This is a genomic window from Streptomyces sp. NPDC006283 (assembly GCF_040613325.1).
GTDB lineage: Bacteria > Actinomycetota > Actinomycetes > Streptomycetales > Streptomycetaceae > Streptomyces.
Genome location: NZ_JBEXRZ010000140.1, coordinates 1 through 18,540, shown reverse-complemented (window position 1 = coordinate 18,540; position 18,540 = coordinate 1). Strand labels below are relative to the sequence as shown.

General features: G+C 71.7%; 17 protein-coding genes and 1 pseudogene. 4 read left to right on the top strand and 14 right to left on the bottom strand.

Annotated elements, in window-relative coordinates:
* Positions 1 to 51 precede the first annotated feature (51 nt).
* The 4 genes from ABZ070_RS25075 to lipB all read right to left on the bottom strand — a co-directional run bounded on the left by ABZ070_RS25075 (position 52) and on the right by lipB (position 3,165).
* Positions 52 to 759, bottom strand: coding sequence for a DUF4191 domain-containing protein (locus ABZ070_RS25075; protein ID WP_356637538.1), 708 nt, complete (start codon positions 757 to 759; stop codon positions 52 to 54).
* A gap of 19 nt (positions 760 to 778) precedes the next feature.
* Positions 779 to 988 carry a hypothetical protein gene (locus ABZ070_RS25070; protein WP_356637537.1) on the bottom strand — a complete coding sequence of 70 codons (210 nt, stop codon included), beginning with the start codon at positions 986 to 988 and terminating at the stop codon, positions 779 to 781.
* 237 nt (positions 989 to 1,225) lie between these two features.
* The gene (lipA, locus tag ABZ070_RS25065; protein WP_356637535.1) at positions 1,226 to 2,200 is read right to left on the bottom strand and encodes a lipoyl synthase; all 975 of its coding nucleotides are present in this window, start codon (positions 2,198 to 2,200) and stop codon (positions 1,226 to 1,228) included.
* Between the two features lie 122 nt (positions 2,201 to 2,322).
* Positions 2,323 to 3,165 (bottom strand): lipoyl(octanoyl) transferase LipB, encoded by an 843-nt coding sequence (gene lipB / locus ABZ070_RS25060; protein ID WP_356637533.1) that lies wholly within the window; start codon positions 3,163 to 3,165, stop codon positions 2,323 to 2,325.
* A gap of 242 nt (positions 3,166 to 3,407) precedes the next feature.
* Here lipB and ABZ070_RS25055 point away from each other — a divergent pair, with 242 nt between their 5' ends.
* Entirely contained in the window at positions 3,408 to 4,859 is a 1,452-nt protein-coding gene (locus ABZ070_RS25055) for a regulator (RefSeq protein WP_356637531.1), read from the top strand.
* A gap of 120 nt (positions 4,860 to 4,979) precedes the next feature.
* Here ABZ070_RS25055 and ABZ070_RS25050 read toward each other — a convergent pair whose 3' ends face one another.
* Positions 4,980 to 6,338: an NAD(P)/FAD-dependent oxidoreductase gene (locus ABZ070_RS25050; protein WP_356637529.1), complete on the bottom strand. Its 1,359-nt coding sequence runs from the start codon at positions 6,336 to 6,338 to the stop codon at positions 4,980 to 4,982.
* 212 nt (positions 6,339 to 6,550) lie between these two features.
* Complete coding sequence (locus ABZ070_RS25045; RefSeq protein ID WP_356637527.1) at positions 6,551 to 7,450, bottom strand: TIGR01777 family oxidoreductase; 900 nt, start codon at positions 7,448 to 7,450, stop codon at positions 6,551 to 6,553.
* Positions 7,451 to 7,493: 43 nt separating this feature from the next.
* Here ABZ070_RS25045 and ABZ070_RS25040 point away from each other — a divergent pair, with 43 nt between their 5' ends.
* A complete protein-coding gene (locus ABZ070_RS25040) occupies positions 7,494 to 7,994 on the top strand; it encodes a GNAT family N-acetyltransferase (RefSeq protein WP_356637524.1) in 501 nt (166 codons plus the stop codon).
* A gap of 81 nt (positions 7,995 to 8,075) precedes the next feature.
* Here the strand turns inward: ABZ070_RS25040 and ABZ070_RS25035 are convergent, their stop codons facing one another.
* The gene (locus tag ABZ070_RS25035; RefSeq protein WP_356637540.1) at positions 8,076 to 8,597 is read right to left on the bottom strand and encodes a DUF4240 domain-containing protein; all 522 of its coding nucleotides are present in this window, start codon (positions 8,595 to 8,597) and stop codon (positions 8,076 to 8,078) included.
* Positions 8,598 to 8,730: 133 nt separating this feature from the next.
* Here ABZ070_RS25035 and ABZ070_RS25030 point away from each other — a divergent pair, with 133 nt between their 5' ends.
* Positions 8,731 to 9,663: an SDR family oxidoreductase gene (locus ABZ070_RS25030; protein WP_356637522.1), complete on the top strand. Its 933-nt coding sequence runs from the start codon at positions 8,731 to 8,733 to the stop codon at positions 9,661 to 9,663.
* Between the two features lie 21 nt (positions 9,664 to 9,684).
* On the opposite strand, the gene ABZ070_RS25025 is transcribed toward ABZ070_RS25030, so the two are convergent.
* The 7 genes and pseudogenes from ABZ070_RS25025 to ABZ070_RS24995 all read right to left on the bottom strand — a co-directional run bounded on the left by ABZ070_RS25025 (position 9,685) and on the right by ABZ070_RS24995 (position 18,164).
* On the bottom strand, positions 9,685 to 10,650 hold the full coding sequence (locus tag ABZ070_RS25025; protein WP_356637520.1) for a WYL domain-containing protein: 966 nt from the start codon (positions 10,648 to 10,650) through the stop codon (positions 9,685 to 9,687).
* Between the two features lie 19 nt (positions 10,651 to 10,669).
* Entirely contained in the window at positions 10,670 to 11,488 is an 819-nt protein-coding gene (locus ABZ070_RS25020; protein WP_356637518.1) for a MerR family transcriptional regulator, read from the bottom strand.
* A gap of 99 nt (positions 11,489 to 11,587) precedes the next feature.
* Positions 11,588 to 14,257: a pyruvate dehydrogenase (acetyl-transferring), homodimeric type gene (gene aceE, locus ABZ070_RS25015; RefSeq protein ID WP_356637516.1), complete on the bottom strand. Its 2,670-nt coding sequence runs from the start codon at positions 14,255 to 14,257 to the stop codon at positions 11,588 to 11,590.
* 820 nt (positions 14,258 to 15,077) lie between these two features.
* Positions 15,078 to 15,701: a GntR family transcriptional regulator gene (locus tag ABZ070_RS25010; protein ID WP_356637514.1), complete on the bottom strand. Its 624-nt coding sequence runs from the start codon at positions 15,699 to 15,701 to the stop codon at positions 15,078 to 15,080.
* Between the two features lie 116 nt (positions 15,702 to 15,817).
* Positions 15,818 to 16,810: pseudogene (sucB, locus tag ABZ070_RS25005) on the bottom strand (2-oxoglutarate dehydrogenase, E2 component, dihydrolipoamide succinyltransferase); the annotation flags it as partial.
* Between the two features lie 27 nt (positions 16,811 to 16,837).
* Positions 16,838 to 17,584 (bottom strand): isocitrate lyase/phosphoenolpyruvate mutase family protein, encoded by a 747-nt coding sequence (locus ABZ070_RS25000; protein WP_356637512.1) that lies wholly within the window; start codon positions 17,582 to 17,584, stop codon positions 16,838 to 16,840.
* A gap of 55 nt (positions 17,585 to 17,639) precedes the next feature.
* Positions 17,640 to 18,164: a carboxymuconolactone decarboxylase family protein gene (locus ABZ070_RS24995; protein WP_356637510.1), complete on the bottom strand. Its 525-nt coding sequence runs from the start codon at positions 18,162 to 18,164 to the stop codon at positions 17,640 to 17,642.
* 47 nt (positions 18,165 to 18,211) lie between these two features.
* Between ABZ070_RS24995 and ABZ070_RS24990 the strand changes: the two genes are divergently transcribed.
* Positions 18,212 to 18,540, top strand: a 329-nt coding sequence (locus ABZ070_RS24990) for a winged helix-turn-helix domain-containing protein (RefSeq protein WP_356637507.1), incomplete at its 3' end; no start/stop codon positions are given.

Here is an 18,540-nt window from a genome sequence, read left to right as displayed (position 1 = left end):
GGCGGCCGGGACATCGTCCCGGCCGCCCGACTCGTTCGGTCGTTCGTCGCGTCAGCGCATCTTTCCGCCGCGCGGCATCCGCATGCCCTTCGGCATCGGACCCTTCGGCAGTGGCATGTTGCTCATCAGGTCACCCATGGCGCGCAGTCGGTCGTTGGTCGACGTCACCTGGGGTCCGGTGAGCACCCGCGGGAGCTTGAGCATCGTGGTGCGCACCTTCTTCAGCGGCACCTGGCCCTCGTCGTTGCCGACCACGATGTCGTGCACGGGGACGTCCACGACGATGCGGTTCATCTTCTTCTTCTCGGCCGCGAGCAGGGTCTTCAGCCTGTTCGGGTTCCCCTCGGCCACCAGCACGATGCCGGCCTTGCCGACCGCGCGGTGCACCACGTCCTGATTGCGGTTCATCGCCACCGCCGGGGTCGTGGTCCAACCGCGTCCCACGTTCTGCAGGACCGCGGCCGCCGCGCCCGGCTGGCCTTCCATCTGCCCGAAGGCCGCCCGCTCCGCGCGCCGTCCGAAGATGATCGCCATGGCCAGGAAGGCCAGCACGAACCCGAGGATGCCCAGGTATACGGGATGGCCGATCAGGAAGCCGATCCCGAGGAAGACACCGAAGGTGACGATTCCCACACCCGCGACGACAAGACCGACCTTCGGGTCGGCCTTCCGGGTCATCTTGTACGTCAGAGCGATCTGCTTCAGTCGCCCCGGGTTCGCAGCTGCGTCAGCGCTGTCTGAGTTTGCCTTCCTCGCCATACCTGGAAGTTTACGTGGCCTAAGAAGTGCGGGCAGCCACGGCCTCCAGTACGTGCTGGGCCTCGACCCTGTCCTTGGCCCTGCGGCGGTCCTCGAGGACCGCGGTCCACGCGTTGCGGCGGGCGGTGCGCTGGCCGCCGGAGAGCAGCAGGGACTCGACGGCGCGCAGCGCACCGGTGACGGACGGGATCGGGTGGGCAGTGACGTGACGTTCCGGCGCGGCCTGCATGGTGGAGGTTCCCCCTCGGGGTGAGCGGCGATGAGTGGGAGCTGTGCGTGAGTTCAGCGTCACTGATTGGTGTTACCAGGGCGTGACCGGGTGGTCAAACGCTGATGAAGGACAAATTCGCGGGTCGCGTACACCCGCAAAACGCCGACGCGGCCCGTACCCCGCCCCCGACCTGCGGGGAGGGTACGGACCGCGTCCAACTGGCCGTTACCGACCGGTAGTTGCTTGTGCCTGACTTCACACAGCCTTGGCGACCGGGGCGGCGGCATCGGCTCCACGAGCCTGCATCGCCTGCTGGAAGAGGCGGCCGGCCCGGTACGACGAACGGACCAGCGGGCCCGACATCACACCGGAGAAGCCGATCTCGTCGGCCTCCTCCTTCAGCTCCACGAACTCGTGGGGCTTCACCCAGCGCTCCACGGGGTGGTGGCGTACCGACGGGCGCAGATACTGCGTGATGGTGATCAGTTCGCAGCCCGCGTCGTGGAGGTGCTGCAGCGCCTCGCTGACCTCCTCGCGGGTCTCGCCCATACCGAGGATCAGGTTCGACTTCGTCACCAGCCCGGCCTCACGGGCGCGCGTGATGACCTCGAGGGAGCGCTCGTAACGGAAACCGGGGCGGATCCGCTTGAAGATCCGCGGCACGGTCTCGACGTTGTGCGCGAGCACCTCGGGGCGCGAGGAGAAGACCTCGGCCAGCTGCTCGGGCACCGCGTTGAAGTCGGGGATCAGCAGCTCGACCTTGGTGTGGCCGCCCTCGCGGTCCGCCGTCATCGCGTGGATCTGGCGCACCGTCTCCGCGTACAGCCAGGCGCCGCCGTCCTCCAGGTCGTCGCGGGCGACGCCGGTGATCGTGGCGTAGTTCAGGTCCATCGTGACGACGGACTCGCCGACCCGGCGGGGCTCGTCACGGTCGAGGGCCTGCGGCTTGCCGGTGTCGATCTGGCAGAAGTCGCAGCGCCGGGTGCACTGGTCGCCGCCGATGAGGAAGGTCGCCTCGCGGTCCTCCCAGCACTCGAAGATGTTGGGACAGCCCGCCTCCTGGCAGACCGTGTGCAGACCCTCGCTCTTGACCAGTTTCTGCAGCTGGTTGTACTCGGGACCCATCTTCGCCCGGGTCTTGATCCACTCGGGCTTGCGCTCGATGGGGGTCTGGCTGTTGCGGACCTCCAGACGCAGCATCTTGCGTCCGTCGGGTGCGACTGCGGACACGACCGGCTCCCTACAGCTTCGATTCTTCGGCGAACACCAGAGTACGCCCGTTAAAAGTGCGGCATTACGTCTGGCCAACCCATGGCCAGAGGGAGGCATTCCCCCGGTGCCTTCGGCCGGCGTCAGACGGAGGCCTTCTCGGCCTCCTGCCGCCCGGCCCCCTGCTTCTCGGATTCCGGCTTCGTGATCTCCCGGGGCCGCGGCTCGGCGTTCTCCAGCACCTCGCGCAGATGCCTCTCCAGCACCGGGAGCACCTCCTCGATCGTGATGTCGCGGCCCAGCTCGTTCGCCAGCGAGGCGACGCCCGCGTCCCGGATGCCGCAAGGCACGATCCGGTCGAACCAGGTGTTGTCCGGGTTCACGTTCAGGGCGAAGCCGTGCATCGAGACGCCCTTGGCGATGCGGATGCCGATCGCGGCCAGCTTGCGGTCCTCCCGGCGCTGGCCGGCGTTGGAGGGCGCGTACTCCGGCCCGCTCAGCCGCGGGTCGAACTCCTCGTCCTGCAGCCGTGGGTCGAAGTCCAGCGACAGACCGCCGATCGCGGGCCGCTGCTCCAGCGGATCACCGAGGACCCACACACCGCTGCGGCCCTCCACCCGGCTGGTCTCCACACCGAACTCGGCACAGGTCGCGATCAGCGCGTCCTCGAGACGGCGCACGTGCGCGATGACGTCCACCGGCCGCGGCAGCTTCAGGATCGGATAGCCCACCAGCTGGCCCGGACCGTGCCAGGTGATCTTCCCGCCGCGGTCCACGTCGACGACCGGCGTGCCGTCCAGGGGGCGCTCACTGTCCTCGGTGCGCCGGCCGGCCGTGTAGACCGGCGGGTGCTCCAGCAGCAGGCAGGTGTCCGGGATCTCGTCGGCGAAGCGGGCGGCGTGGACCTCACGCTGCTTCTGCCATGCCTCCCGGTACTCGACGGCCTCGTCGCCGAACCCCAGTCGGACGAACCGCAGCTCACTCACGGCTGTGCCTCCCTCGAACCTCCGCCCGGCGGTGAACCGGGCCCCAGCCACTGTACGGCGGGTGAGAACAAGGCGGCCGGGCAGGTCGATGCCCGTCAGCCCCGTGGTCAGTACCGGCGCCAATCCTCACACGATCGGATGAATGTGGGGCGAAGGTGGCGGAATAGCCTGGGAAGGCCGCTAAATTCGCGCCGTTCCAAGAGGGCTGCTCCCGGCCCGGAAGGCAGGAGACCCCACAACCGATGACGGAACGGACCACACAGCGCACCCCCAACCGGCAGCTCGCGGCACTCATCGCGGAGGCCGGTTTCTCGCATGCCGGCCTCGCCCGCCGAGTCGACCAGCTGGGGCTGGAGCACGGCCTCGACCTCCGCTACGACAAGACGTCCGTCACCCGCTGGCTGCGCGGGCAGCAGCCGCGCGGCACCACCCCCGCGCTGATCGCCGAGGTGTTCACCCGCAGACTCGGCCGGCGGCTGACCGCCCAGGACCTGGGACTCGACGCCTGCGCGCCCGTGTACGCGGGGCTGGAGTTCGCCGCCACCCCCGAGGAGGCCGTGGACATCGTCAGTGGCCTGTGGCGCAAGGACTCCGGGAGCCACGCCGAACTGCGCAAGATCGCGTTCACTCCGGCCGGTCTGGTGGTGCCCAGCAGGGACTGGCTGATCGGGCGGGCCGACGAGCACGTGGGCAGAGGCGACGCGGTGCACACCGGGTCGGGGCGGGTCCCCCTGCAGGGCCCACGGGTGGTCGTGCCCCGGCAGCGGGGCACCACCGACCGCGGGCCGGGCCAGAGGGTCTCCGGCGGTGACATCGCGGCGCTGCGCTCCGTCGGCGAGCTGTTCCGCGCCCTCGACCACGCGTACGGGGGAGGGCACGCGCGGCAGGCCCTGGTGCGCTACCTCGAGCACGAGGCCGAGCCCATGCTGCGCGGCACGTACGGCGAGTCCACGGGCAGGCGGCTCTTCGCGGCGGCCGCGGACCTGACCAGACTGGCCGGCTGGACCTCGTACGACATCGCGGCCCACGGTCTCGCCCAGCGGTACTACGTCCAGGCCCTGCGGCTCTCCCAGGCGGCGGGCGACCGGGCGTACGGCTCCTACGTGCTGGTCACCATGAGCCGCCAGGCCGTCTACCTCGGCCACGGCAGGGAGGCCGTGCAGTTGACCAGGGTCGCCCAGCAGGGCGTCGGCCCGGCGGCCCCGCCGCTCGTGCAGGCGCTGCTGCACTCGGTGGAGGCCCGTGGCCACGGTGTGCTCGGCGAGGCACGGGCGTGCACGGCGGCCCTCGTACGGGCCGAGCGGGCACTGGAGACGGCCAGGGCCGGGGACGACGTGCCGCACTGGGCGCGCGGCTTCGACGAGGCGCAGCTGGCGGACGAGTTCGGCCACTGCCACCGTGACCTGCGGCAGTACCGGACGGCGGCCCAGCACGCGGAACGCTCCCTCCAGTTGCAGGCCCCGGCCTTCGCCCGCAGCCGGCTCTTCTCCCGCGTCGTGCTGGCTTCGGCCCGGCTCGGCCTCGGAGAACTGGACCAGGCCTGCGCGCTGGGAGCGGAGGCGGCGCTGCAGGCGTCGGAGATGCGGTCGGCGAGGGCGGCGGAGTACGTGCGCGACTTCGAACGCCGCCTGGAGCCGTACCGCGACGCGGCCCCGGCCCGTACGTACCGCGACCGCGTGGCGGCTCTCGGCTGAGGGGCGAGCCCGGAGGGCGTCCGGCTTTCTGCGGTACGGGGCCGAGGGTCGCCACGCGGTCGCGGCGTCTTCGGGGTCCCGGCGGCCGGCGGACGGGGTGGCGGCCCCGCCCGCCGGGGTTCAGGCCGCCGCCGTCAGCGGCGTCGCCACGTGACCGGGCCGGATGCCGAAGTCGCTCAGCACCGCCTGCGCTGCCCTGCGGCCCGAGTACAGAGCGCCCTGCACCGTCCCGGTGTCACGGTGGTCGCCGCAGACGTAGAGGCCGGACAGCACCCGCACCGGACGGCGCAGATCGTGCGGCGCGGGCGACGCCGGCACCGCCCGGGGGTCGTGGTGGACCGCGAGCAGCTCCCACCCGTGGGTGGGGGTGTCGTACAGCGTGGCCAGATGCCCGCGCACCTGCCGCTCCAGGTCCTCCCCGGCGGACCGCGCACCCAGCACCGTCGACGAGATCAGCACCCGGCCGTCCGACGCCCGGGACGGATCGACCTCGCTCATCACTGCCGTGTGCGAGACCGGACCCGTCCGGTCGGCGTCCAGCACGAGCGACGGCTCCCGCAGCGGGGACTCGGGCGCGGTGTGGTGGAACACGGTCACCGCGTGGAACGTGGGCACCCGCAGCCCCGGCAGCAGCCCGGCGGCGGCCCCCGCCCCCGTGGCCAGCAGCACGGCACGGCAGCCAAGGACGCCGTGCTCCTCGGTGGTCACCGACGTGGTCGAGACGTCCGTGACCCGCACCCCCGTCCGTACGACTCCCTCCGGCAGTCCTGCCGCCAGCAGTTCGGGCAGTGTCGCCGCACCGCCCGCCGGCACACACAGGCGGCCGCGGGCATAGCCCAGCAACGCCAGATCGGCGCACCGGCTCGAGGTGGCGGTCAGGTCCGGGTCGCTCAACAGGGCGGAGAGCAGCGGGCGCAGGAAGCCGTGCACCGTACGGGCCGGCAGCCCGCGGCCGTACAGCGCCTCGGCGGCGGTCCGTTCAGGGCGGGCCAGGATCCGGTCCACGGGCGTCGCGGCGAGGCGGGCCAGCGCCGCCCCGAGCCGTGCCTGGTCGAGCTGGCGGGGCCGAGGGGCGCTCGCGAGGGCGCGCGCAACGCTGAATGCGACCCCTACGCCCCTCGGGGCGTTCGGCGTCCCCCGGCCCACGCTCCGCAGAGCGTGGGGCGAGGCCCCCACCTCGCCGGTCCGCTGGAGCCGGCCTCCGCTGTGCACCAGCACACCGGGCGAGAACATCCGCAGATCGGCGTCCCGGAGCACCGCCGTGCGGCGCAGCTCCGGGTACGCGGTACTGAGCAACTGGCCTGTGCGGTCGAGCCGGAAACCGTCGAGCTGCCCGGTGGCCATTCTGCCGCCCACCACGGGGGCGGCCTCCACGACGCTGACCGTGACACCCGCACTGGTCAGACGGTGGGCCGCCGACAATCCGGCGATTGTGGCCCCGACGATGACGACATCCGCATCATGAGCGGTGCTGAGCACGTGCCCCTCCCCGAGGTCGGCGCGGCTGGTGGGAGGGTCATGCCCCCAACAGGCCCGAGGAATACCCGAGTTCGGATCGAGACTAAGGAGGTATGGGGCCCTGGAGGTCGCGCACACCGCGGAGCACCGGAGCGCGGGGGCGCACGCGGCGTCTCAGGCGCCCCCGATGTCCCGTCGAAGCCTTCCCTCCACCGTGGCGGCCCCGTCGCGTCCTATCGCAGTGCGGCCCTGATCGCGTCGTCGATGCGCGGGAACGCGAAGGAGAAGCCCGATTCCAACAACCGCGCCGGCAGCGCCCGCTGACTGCTCAGCACGTCGGCCGCCATGTCGCCGAGCGCCGCGCGCAGCACCGGCCGGGGAACCGCGAACGGCGTCGGGCGGTGCAGGACCCGGCCCATGGCCGCCGTCGCCTCGCGGTTGGTGACCGGTTCCGGAGCCGTCAGGTTCACCGGTCCCGACAGCGAGTCGGTGTCCAGGAGGTGCCGCAGAGCGGCGATCTCGTCGTGCAGGGCGATGAAGCTCCAGTACTGACGGCCACTGCCCAGCCGCCCGCCCAGCCCCGCCTTGAACAAGGGGAACATGCGCCCCCACGCGCCGCCGTGCCGGGCCACCACCAGGCCCGTGCGAGCGAAGGCCGTGCGTACCCCCGCCTCCTGAGCCGCTGCCGCGGCCTCCTCCCACTCGACGCACACCTGCGGCAGGAAGCCGTCCCCGGGCGGCGCGCTCTCGTCCACCGGCCGGTCGCCGGTGTCGCCGTAGTAGCCGACGGCGCTCCCGCTCACCAGCACCCGCGGCGGCACGTCGAGGGAGGCGACGGCCTCCGCGATCGCCGCCGTACCGAGCACCCTGCTGTCGCGGATCTCCTTGCGGTACGCGTCGGTCCAGCGGTGGTCGCCCACCCCCGCTCCGGCGAGATGCACGACGGCCTCGCAGCCGACCAGGCCCGCCACGTCCACGTACTGCCGCTGCGGATCCCACTCCACCTCGTCACCGGCTCTCGGCGGGCGCCGGACCAGACGCACCACCTCGTGCCCGTCGGCGCGCAGCGAGTGCACCAGCGCCTTGCCGATGAGTCCGGAGGCGCCGGTGACGGCGATTCGAGATCTCTGCATGGAGCCATCCTGCCCTCGCCGTCCGCCGTGACACAGTGGCTCCATGCCCGAGTCGCACATACGCCCCGCCCGCCGCGCCGACGACGCGGAACTCGGCGAGCTCGACCGTGCCGCCTGGTCGCCGACGCACGCCGTGACGCCCCGGCCCGAGCCGCCGTACGACCCCTTCTTCGACCCGAGGCACCGGCCGGACCAGTTCCTCGTCGCCGAGGACGCCGACGGCACGATCGTCGGCTACATCCGGCTGGCACCGCCCACGCCGCTCGCCTGCAACCAGCACGTCCGCCAGGTCCAGGGCCTCGCCGTGGCCGCCCCGGCGCGGGGCCGGGGTGTCGGGCGGACGCTGCTGCGGGCGGCGTGCGACGAGGCCCGGCGTCAGGGCGCTCGGCGCATCACACTCCGGGTGCTCTCCCACAACGTGCCGGCACGGGCGCTCTACGAGGCGGAGGGCTTCGTCGTGGAGGGCGTCCTGCCGGGCGAGTTCCACCTCGACGGCCGGTACGTGGACGACGTCCTCATGGGCCGGACCCTCGACGGGAACTGACGGCGACTGAGCGCAGCCGCGCGGCGGAACCGGTCCGGACGCCGCGCGGCGCGCAGCGGACCCCGGAGCCGTGCGGCGCGCTCACAGCCCGCCGAACCGCTCCCACAGCCGGGGAAAGCGCTGCGCCAGCGCCATGTCGTCGTCGAAGTCGAACGGTGTGCCGGCGGGCTCCGCCGACTGCACGGGGATGCCCAGGTCGGGAGCGTCGACACCGGTCAGCTGCTCGTACGCCTCGTCCGCCGCGTACCCGAGCTCCTCGCCGTCGCCGTCGATGTCCTCGTCGAACTCCTCCAGCAGCTCGGCCAGAGAGTCCGGTTCGTGCACTCCGCCCTCGAAGATCTCCCGGCCCTGCCCGATCAGCCAGCAACGGAAGTAGTCGAACGCGTCGTCGCTCGCCCCGCCCAGCAGCACCGCGGCGGCACCCCACAGGTCCCAGGTGTAGGCGCGGTTGTAGCGGGACTCGAAATGCCGCGCGAAGTCGAGCACGGAATCGGGGTCGAGCTGCAGCAACCTCTCGACGAGCAGCTCCGCGTGGTCCTCGGGGTCGCCCTCGGCGGCCTCGCGGGTGCTGTCGATGATCTCCCAGAACTCCGTCTCGTCCATCACGGGTCCAGCATCGTGGTTCGCGGAGGGCGGCGCACGCGGAGCCGCCGAAAAGCGGCTGTTTCGCAATCGGACGCACCTGTACGGGTCATACCGGACAGAAGATGTCGGGTATTCGTGCGACGGTCGGTTCATGACGACGAACAAGCCGCTGGACGGCAGCCTCTCGAACAAGATCGCGCTCGTCGCGGGCGCCACCCGGGGCGCGGGCCGCGCCATCGCCGTACAGCTCGGTGCCGCGGGCGCGACCGTGTACGTGACCGGCCGGACCACCCGGGAGCGTGTCAGCGAGGTCGGCCGGCCGACCGAGACCATCGAGGAGACCGCGGAACTGGTCACCGCGGCCGGCGGCGAGGGAATCGCCGTGCCCACCGACCACCTGGAGGCGGATCAGGTACGGGCGCTCGTGGAACGCGTCGACCGCGACCACGGCCGTCTCGACATCCTCGTCAACGACATCTGGGGCGGGAACTTCCTGCTCGACTTCGACACCAGGATGTGGGACGTCGATCTGCGGCGCGGTCTGCGGATGATCGACCTCGGGGTGAGGAGTCACATCATCACCAGCAGCATCGCGCTGCCCCTGCTGGTCCGTGAACCGGGCGGCCTGGTCGTCGAGGTCACCGACGGAACGGCGGAGACCAACAAGGGGTTCCGCGAGAACTTCTACTACGACCTGGCCAAGAACGGCCCGATCCGGATGGCGTTCACCCTCGGCGAGGAACTGAAGAACGTCGGCTGCACGGCCGTGGCGGTCACGCCCGGGTTCCTCCGCTCCGAGGAGATGCTCGACATCTTCGGCCTGACGGAGGAGAACTGGCGCGACGGCATCGGGAAGCAGCAGCACCACTGGGCGCTGTCCGAGTCGCCCGTGTTCCTGGGCCGGGGGGTCGCGGCGCTCGCCGCCGACCCGGAGCGGTCCCGCTGGAACGGGCAGTCCCTCGACAGCGGCCGGCTGGCCAGGGAGTACGGCGTGACGGACGCGGACGGCAGCAGGCCCGACGTGTGGGGATACATGCTGGCGGAGCAGGCGGGCCGGACACCGGCGGTGGAGGACTACCGGTAGCGGGGCTGCCGGCCCGCTGCGCTACCGGTAGAGGTCCCGCATCCCGGCCGCCGCCCGCGTGAAGCGGTCACGGAGCTCCTGCGGCGCCAGCACCTCCACCTCCGGACCCAAGGACAGGAGTTGGCCGTACGCGACGTCGAGGGACTCCACCGGCAGCGTCAGCGTCACCCGGCCGCCCCCGTCCGGCGGGCCCGCCGCGGCGAGCGCCTCCTGCGCGGCGGCGCGGTCGGTCACATACGGCAGCCGCCGTGCGCCGTCCTCGGTGGCGCGGACGACGACCTGGGCGCGGAGGATGGAGCGCGCGAACTGCGCCGCGCGCTCCTCCCAGAAGCCGGGCAGATCGAAGTCCCCGTCGCGTTCGAAGAACTCCTCGTCCGCCGCGGCCGACGAGAACCGGTCGATCCGGTACACCCGGAACGTGCCGTTCGCCCGGGCGCACAGGTACCAGACGCCGGCCTTCAGCACGAGCCCGTACGGCTCCAACTCTCGTTCCACCTCGGCGTCCCGGCGGCGGTACGTCGCCCGGATGCGGCGGTCGTCCCACACCGCCTCGGCGATCACCGGCAGCAGCTCGGGGGTCTTGGGCTCCTGGTACCAGCCGGGGGCGTCCAGGTGGAAACGGCCGGCCGCGGAGTCGGAGGCGTTCCTCAGCGACGGGAGCAGCGCCGCGGTCACCTTCAGGCGTGCCGCGGACGCCGCGTCCTCGAGCCCCATGTCCCGCAGGGCGCCCGGCAGCCCGGACAGGAACAGGGCCTCGGCCTCGGTGCGGGCGAGCCCGGTCAGCCGGGTGCGGTAGCCGCCGACCAGCCGGTAGCCGCCCGCCCGGCCCCGGTCCGCGTAGACCGGGACACCGGCCTCCGACAGGGCGAGCGCGTCCCGGGTGACGGTGCGTTCGGACACCTCGAGCTCACGGGCGAGCTCCGCCCCTGTCATCGACGGTCTCGACTGCAGGAGCAGCACCATCTTGATCAACCGGGCAGCGCGCATGCCCTCATCATGGCGCAGCTCAGGCCAGCGGTACCTGGAGCTCCGTCACCCACTTCTGCTTGTCCGGCGGGCACTCCAGGTAGACCTCGCGGGCGTAGCCGGCCGAGACGTGGCCGCCCGCGTCGACCCAGCGGGCCAGGTTCTGCTCCGTGGGCATGATGGTGTCCATCGGCCCGCGGTGCACGATCGTCGCCGCCCGTTCGACGGCCGGGAGGTCGACGATCTCGACGTTCTCACCGGGGGCTGTACCGGCCGCGACGGTGCACCCGGCGTGCACCAGGATCGTCCCGTCGCCCTCGGGCGCGTCCTCGTAGTAGGCGACGCCCGGTCCGGTCGGCGTGATGCCGGCGGCCTTCAGCCGCGTGAACAGCTCGTCGTACAGCGGGGAGATGACCGGGCCGATGTGCTCGGGTGCGTAACTGGCGGCGACGGCGGACAGTTCGGCGATCCGCACCGCCGGGATGGTCTTGATCACGACGTCCTGGGTGGGCATGTGACCCTCGCTCTCGATCGACCGGAGCCTCGCCTCGACCTGCGTCAGCCTTGCGGCCGCCACGGACATCGCCTCCTCCAGCTCCACCTGCCGCAGCTTGAGCATCCCGCGCAGCTCCTCCGGGGTCACCCTGTCCTCGAGGATCTCCTGCACCTGCTGGAGCGTGAAGCCGAGATCCTTGAGGGCGACGATCCGGTTGAGCCGGTCGAACTGTGCGGCGGAGTAGTAGCGGTAGCCGGTGAAAGCGTCGGTGTGCTCGGGGCGCAGCAGTCCGATGGCGTCGTAGTGACGCAGCATGCGGGCCGAGACGCGGCCGTGCCTGGCGAAGTCTCCGATGGTGAACATGACGACTCCCACTGCACGGCTTCACACGGTGTCAAGGTCAAGCATCGCGCACGAGAGCCCCCGGAGGCAGCCGCCTCCGGGGGCTCGTGCGAGCCGGTTCTACAGGCCGTAGCGCTCGCGCGCCTCCTTCACGGCGGACGCCGGGACCTCGCCGCGCTTGGCGAGCTGGGCCAGCGCCGCGACCGTGATCGACTGCGCGTCCACGCCGAAGTGGCGGCGAGCCGCGTCACGGGTGTCGGAGAGGCCGAAGCCGTCCGTGCCGAGCGACGACCAGTCCTGCTCCACCCACTGGCTGATCTGGTCCGGCACCTGGCGCATCCAGTCGGAGACCGCGAGGACCGGGCCCGGTGCGCCCTCCAGCGCCTGGGTGACGTACGGGATCCGCTGCTCGCCGCGGAGGAGGGCCTCGTCCGCCTCCAGCGCGTCGCGGCGCAGCTCGCCCCACGACGTCGCGGACCACACGTCGGCCGCCACGTTCCAGTCGGCGGCCAGCAGTTGCTGGGCCTCGAGCGCCCAGTGGATGGCCGTACCGGACGCGAGGAGCTGGAGCCGCGGCGCGTCGGCGCCGGCCGCGCCCTCGTTGAAGCGGTAGAGGCCCTTGACGATGCCCTCCTCCACACCCTCCGGCATGGCGGGCTGCGGCTTGGGCTCGTTGTAGACGGTGAGGTAGTAGAAGACGTCCTCGGCGTCGGGGCCGTACATCCTGCGCAGACCGTCCTTGACGATCACCGCGATCTCGTACGCGAACGCCGGGTCGTAGTTCAGCGACGCCGGGTTCGTGGCCGCGATCAGGTGCGAGTGGCCGTCCGCGTGCTGCAGGCCCTCGCCGGTCAGCGTCGTACGGCCCGCGGTGGCGCCGACGATGAAGCCCTTGCCGAGCTGGTCGGCGAGCTGCCACATCTGGTCGCCCGTGCGCTGCCAGCCGAACATCGAGTAGAAGATGTAGAAGGGGATCATCGTCTCGCCGTGCGTCGCGTACGACGTCGCGGCGGCGATGAAGTCGGCCATGGCGCCGGCCTCGGTGATCCCCTCGTTGAGGATCTGGCCGTCCTTGGCCTCCTTGTAGTACATCAACTGGTCGCGGTCGACCGGCTCGTAGGTCTGACCCAGCGGCGAGTAGATGCCCGCCGACGGGAACAGCGACTCCATACCGAAGGTGCGGGCCTCGTCCGGGACGATCGGAACCCAGCGCCTACCGGTCTCCTTGTCCCGCATCAGGTCCTTGACCAGGCGCACGAATGCCATGGTCGTGGCCATCTCCTGCTTGCCGGAGCCCTTGTACAGCGCCTTGAACGCGCGCTCCTCCGGCTGGGGCAGCGGAGCGGAGGCGTGCAGCCGGCGGGCCGGGGCGGGCCCGCCGAGGGCGGCGCGGCGCTCCTGGAGGTAGCGCACCTCCGGCGAGTCGGCGCCGGGGTGGCCGTACGGTACGAGGCCGTCCTCGAAGGCGCTGTCCGCGATCGGGAGCCCGAGCAGCTCGCGCATGCCCTTGAACTCGTCGATCGTCAGCTTCTTCATCTGGTGGTTGGCGTTCTTGGACTCGAAACCCTTGCCGAGCGTGTAGCCCTTCACCGTCTGCGCCAGGATCACCGTCGGCGCCCCCTTGTGCTCGACGGCCGCCTTGTACGCCGCGTACACCTTGCGGGCCTCGTGGCCGCCGCGGGAGGTGTAGAAACACTCGGCGATCTTCGCGTCGGTGAGCAGCTTCGCCAGCTCGACGAGCGCCGGCTCCGCGCCGAAGAAATGCTCACGGATGTACGCCACGTCACGCGTCGCGTAGGTCTGGAACTGCGCGTCCGGGACCTCGCGGAGGCGGCGCACCAGCGCCCCCGTGGTGTCGAGCTGGAACAGCTCGTCCCAGGCCGAGCCCCACAGCGACTTGACGACGTTCCAGCCGGCGCCGCGGAACTGGGCCTCCAGCTCCTGCACGATCTTGAAGTTGGCGCGGACCGGGCCGTCGAGACGCTGCAGGTTGCAGTTGATCACGAAGGTCAGGTTGTCCAGCCGCTCGCGCGAGGCGAGGGCGAGCGCCGCCGTCGACTCGGGCTCGTCCATCTCGCCGTCACCGAGGAAGGCCCACACGTGCGAGTTCGCCGTGTCCTTGATCCCGCGATTGTGCAGATAGCGGTTGAAGCGCGCCTGGTAGATCGCGGAGAGCGGGCCGAGACCCATGGAGACGGTGGGGAACTCCCACAGCCAGGGCAGCCGGCGCGGGTGCGGGTAGGAGGGCAGACCGTTGCCGCCCGACTCCTGCCGGAAGTTGTCGAGGTGCGCCTCGGTGAGGCGGCCGTCGAGGAAGGCGCGGGCGTAGATGCCGGGGGAGGCGTGGCCCTGGATGTAGAGCTGGTCGCCGGAGCCGTCGCCTTCCTTCCCGCGGAAGAAGTGGTTGAAGCCGGTCTCGTACAGCCAGGCCGCCGAGGCGAAGGTGGCGATGTGGCCGCCGACGCCGTAGCGGGAGCCGCGGGTGACCATGGCGGCCGCGTTCCAGCGGTTCCAGGCCGTGATCCGCTGCTCCATCGCCTCGTCGCCGTCGAAGGCGGGCTCGGCGGAGGTCGGGATGGTGTTGACGTAGTCCGTCTCCAGCAGGCGGGGCAGGGCCACACCGGCCTTCTCGGCGTGCTGGAGCGTGCGGCGCATCAAGTACGCGGCGCGGTGCGGGCCTGCGTGCTCCGCGACGGCGTCGAGGGACGCCGCCCACTCGGCGGTTTCCTCGGCGTCGCGGTCCGGGAGCTGGTCGAGCTCGCTCGGAAGCTTGCCTACGGGGTCGGTCATGATCGCCGCCTTCCGGACAGGAGGGGGGTGGAGATAAGGGGGTGCCGTGTCTGGCAGGACAGGGCGAGGGGTTTGGTGAACCCGCTGACGACTGTAAGTCTCTGATCGATGATCGATCAAAGTCTGGGGCGAAATTGGCATCCAGTGCCGCGAAAGTGGGCACGCTGTGCCGGGACAAACTGGTCTTTCCCGGGCGCTCCACGCCCGGCCCCGCCGGTGAAGGGACCGTACGGGCGGCGTCCGTTCCCGCGGGCGGTACGGGCTTCCCGCGGTGGGAGCGAGGGCCGCTGGGAGCGGGGGACGCCCCCTGCCGCCGGAAGGGACCGTACGGCCGGCGGCCGTTCCCGCGGCTGGTGCGGCATTCCCCCGGCGGGAGCGAGACGGGGCCGGCTGGGAGCAGGGGGACGCCCCCCTTCCGCCGGTGGACGGACCGTACGGGCGGCGTCCGTTCCCGCGGGCGGTACGGGCTTCCCGCGGTGGGAGCGAGGGCCGCTGGGAGCGGGGGACGCCCCCTGCCGCCGGAAGGGACCGTACGGCCGGCGGCCGTTCCCGCGGCTGGTGCGGCCTTCCCTGGCGGGAGCGAGACGGCCGGCTGGGAGCAGGGGGACGCGCAGGGGGCGTGTTCGGGACGTAAGGCGTCGTGAGTCTTGGGTGGCGCAAGTACGGGAAAGCAGTCCCGGACATGCCCCCGGAGCGGCACCCGACGTCGAATCACTCGGACCGGGCCACGCCCGAAGGGCTCACGGGCCCGGCCACGCGCACGCGCGTGACGCCCACGGGCCCGGCCGCGCCCGCCAGCGTGACCCGGTCGGACGCGCCGTCAGGCGCGGGGCGCGCAGCCCAGGACGTGGGCCTTGACGAGCGCGCCGATCTCCGGGTCGCGGCGGCGGAACGCCTCCACCAGATCCTGGTGCTCCTCCGCGTACGACTTCTGCACCGTGCCCAGCCAGCGGATGGACAGCGCGGTGAACACCTCGATGCCGAGGCCCTCCCAGGTATGCAGCAGCACCCCGTTGGACGCGGCCTTCACCAGCTCGCGGTGGAAGGCCACGGTGTGGCGGACCTGGGCCGCCGAGTCCCCGGCCGCGTCGGCCTCGTAGAGGGCCGTCACGTGGGGTGTCAGGGCCGAGCAGTCGTCCGCCAGCCGGTCCGCGGCGAGTTCCGCCGCGATCTGCTCCAGGCCGGCCCGCACCGGGTAGCTCTCCTCCAGGTCCGCGGCCGTCAGACTCCGCACCCGTACGCCCTTGTTGGGCGCGGACTCGATCAGCCGCAGCGACTCCAGCTCGCGCAGCGCCTCGCGGACCGGGGTCTGGGAGACCTCCAGTTCCGTGGCGATGCGGCGCTCGACGATGCGTTCACCCGGCTTCCAGCGTCCACTGACGATCCCCTCCACGATGTGCTCGCGGATCTGATCGCGCAGCGAGTGGACGACGGGGATGGTCATGGAGCGCTCCTTAAAGCCGCGTTGACCTGTGACCCCTAGACAATACGGCGGCGCCCCCGCCGGGAAGTACTCCCGGCAGGGGCGCCGTCGGTGAGGCTGGTTACAGCCGGGTCGGCTCAGAGGCCGAGTTCGACCTCGAACTCGCCCGCCTCGAGGATCGCCTTGACCGTCGTCAGGTAGCGGGCGGCGTCCGCGCCGTCCACCAGACGGTGGTCGTAGGAGAGCGCGACGTACGTCATGTCGCGGATCGCGATCGTCTCGCCGAGGTCCGGGTGGTTCACGACCACCGGGCGGCGGACCGTGGCACCGATGCCCAGGATGGCGACCTGGTTCGGCGGCACGATGATCGTGTCGAACAGCGCACCGCGCGAGCCGGTGTTGCTGATGGTGAAGGTCGCACCGGCGAGGTCGTCCGGCGTGATCTTGCTGGCGCGCACGGCGCCCGCGAGCTCGGCGGTCTTCTTGGCGATACCGGCGAGGTTCAGGTCGCCCGCACCCTTGATGACCGGCGTCATCAGACCCTTCTCGGAGTCGACGGCGATGCCGATGTTCTCCGAGTCGAAGTACGTGATGGTGCCCTCGGCCTCGTTGATCCGGGCGTTGACGACCGGGTGGGCCTTCAGCGCCTGGGCGGCGGCCTTGACGAAGAACGGCATCGGGGAGAGCTTGACGCCCTCACGGGCCGCGAAGGCGTCCTTCGCACGGGCGCGCAGCTTCATCAGCTTGGTGATGTCGACCTCGACGACCGAGGTCAGCTGGGCCTGGTCGTGCAGCGCCTTCATCATGTTGTCGCCGATGACCTTGCGCATGCGGGTCATCTTGACCGTCTGACCGCGCAGCGGGGACACCTCGAGCTTCGGCGCCTGCGCCGCGGCCGGGGCGGCAGCGGCGGCGGGAGCCGGTGCGGCGGCCTTGGCGGCCTCCGCGGCGGCGATGACGTCCTGCTTGCGGATACGGCCGCCGACGCCGGTGCCCTTGACGGAGCCGAGGTCGACGCCGTTCTCGGCGGCGAGCTTGCGGACCAGCGGGGTCACGTACGCGTCGCTCGCCTCGACGGGGGCGGGCGCCGCCGGAGCCGGAGCCGCGGGAGCGGCCTGGGCAGGGGCGGGGGGTCTCCCGGGCGGAGTTGAGCAACCTCAGAGGTTGGCCGGTCCGCCTCGCCCGTGCAGCTCCCGCGCAAGACCGGACACATGCGCCTGCGCCCGCTGCTGGAGACCCGGACCGAAGGTGATCCGGGTCGCTCCCATGCGGCCCAGCTCGGCCACGGGAGGCGCGGTCGCGGGAGCGACGACGTTGATCGGGGCGTTCGTCGCGGCCCTGAGCAGTGGCAGATGCTCCGGCGGCGCCAGGATGGGGTAGACGCAGTCCGCGCCCGCCTCGACGTACAGCCGGATGCGGGCGATCGTTTCCGTCGGGTCGCTCCCGCCGCGCAGATACGTGTCGACGCGGGCGTTCAGGAACAGCGCGTCACCCGCCTCCGCCCGGACCTCCGCCAGCCAGTCGGCGTGCCGGTGCGGGTCCTTGAGCGTGTTGGTCGCGTGGTCCGTGTCCTCAAGGTTGCAGCCGACCGCGCCCGTGTCGAGGATGCGGGCCACCAGTTCCTTCGGAGGCAGCCCGTAGCCGTCCTCGACATCCGCGCTCACCGGTACGCCGACGGCCCGGGCGATACGTGCCACGGCCGCGAGCATCTCGTGCGCGGGTGTCGCGCCGTCCTCGTAGCCGAGCGAGGCCGAGACACCCGCGCTCGGCGTGGCCAGGGCGGGGAAGCCCGCGTCGGCGAAGGCGCGGGCGCTCGCCGCGTCCCACGGGCCCGGCAGCACGAGCGGATCGTGGGCCGCCCTGCCGTGGTGCAGGGCGCGGAACGCTCCCGTTGCTGCGGTCATCGCGCGTCCTCGCCTTCGTCGGTGGCTTCTCTTCAGTTCCTCAGCGCTTCAAGCCTCAGTGCTTCAGTGAACCGGGAGTGTAGTGACCGGGAACGAGGCGGGCGGTCACACCGAAGCGGTTCCAGGCGTTGATGACGGCGATCGCCGAGACGAGATGGGCCAGTTCCGTCTCGTCGAAGTGGTCGGCGGCCTTCGCGAACACCTCGTCGGGCACGAACCCGTCGGTGAGCACGGTCACCGCCTCGGTCAGCTCGAGCGCCGCGATCTCCTTCTCCGTGTAGAAGTGGCGCGACTCCTCCCAGGCGCTGAGCTGCACGATCCGTTCCACCGACTCGCCCGCGGCCAAGGCGTCCTTGCTGTGCATGTCGAGGCAGAAGGCGCAGTGGTTGATCTGCGAGGCGCGGATCTTGACCAGCTCCAGCAGCGCCGGGTCGAGGTGCTTCCGGGACGCCTGGTCCAGCCTGACCATGGCCTTGTAGACGTCGGGGGCGTACTCGGTCCAGGCGAGGCGCGGAGTGTCCTCGGGGGCGTGGGGCTCGTCCGGGGCCGTCGGTGTCGTCGCAGTCGTGGTTGTCGTCATGGTCAAGACCGTACGGCGCAGGTGGCGCACGAGTATGGTCCATTTTCATGACGGATTCATGGGCCACTTCCGGCGCATTCGGAGCCGACCTGCATCTCGAGCTGCACGGCCCCGGGCTGCGGCAGGGTCTGATGGACGCGTTGCGGGAGGCCGTTCGCACGGGCCGGCTCGCCCCGGGCACGCGGCTCCCGTCGTCCCGTTCGTTCGCCGCCGATCTCGGGATCGCCCGCAACACCGTCGCCGACGCCTACGCCGAACTCGTGGCCGAGGGCTGGCTCACCGCCCGGCAGGGGTCCGGCACCCGGGTGGCCCAGCGGTCCGCGCCGCGCAGGCCCGACGGGCGCGGTCTTCCGGCCCTGGGCCAGCGGCAGCTGGC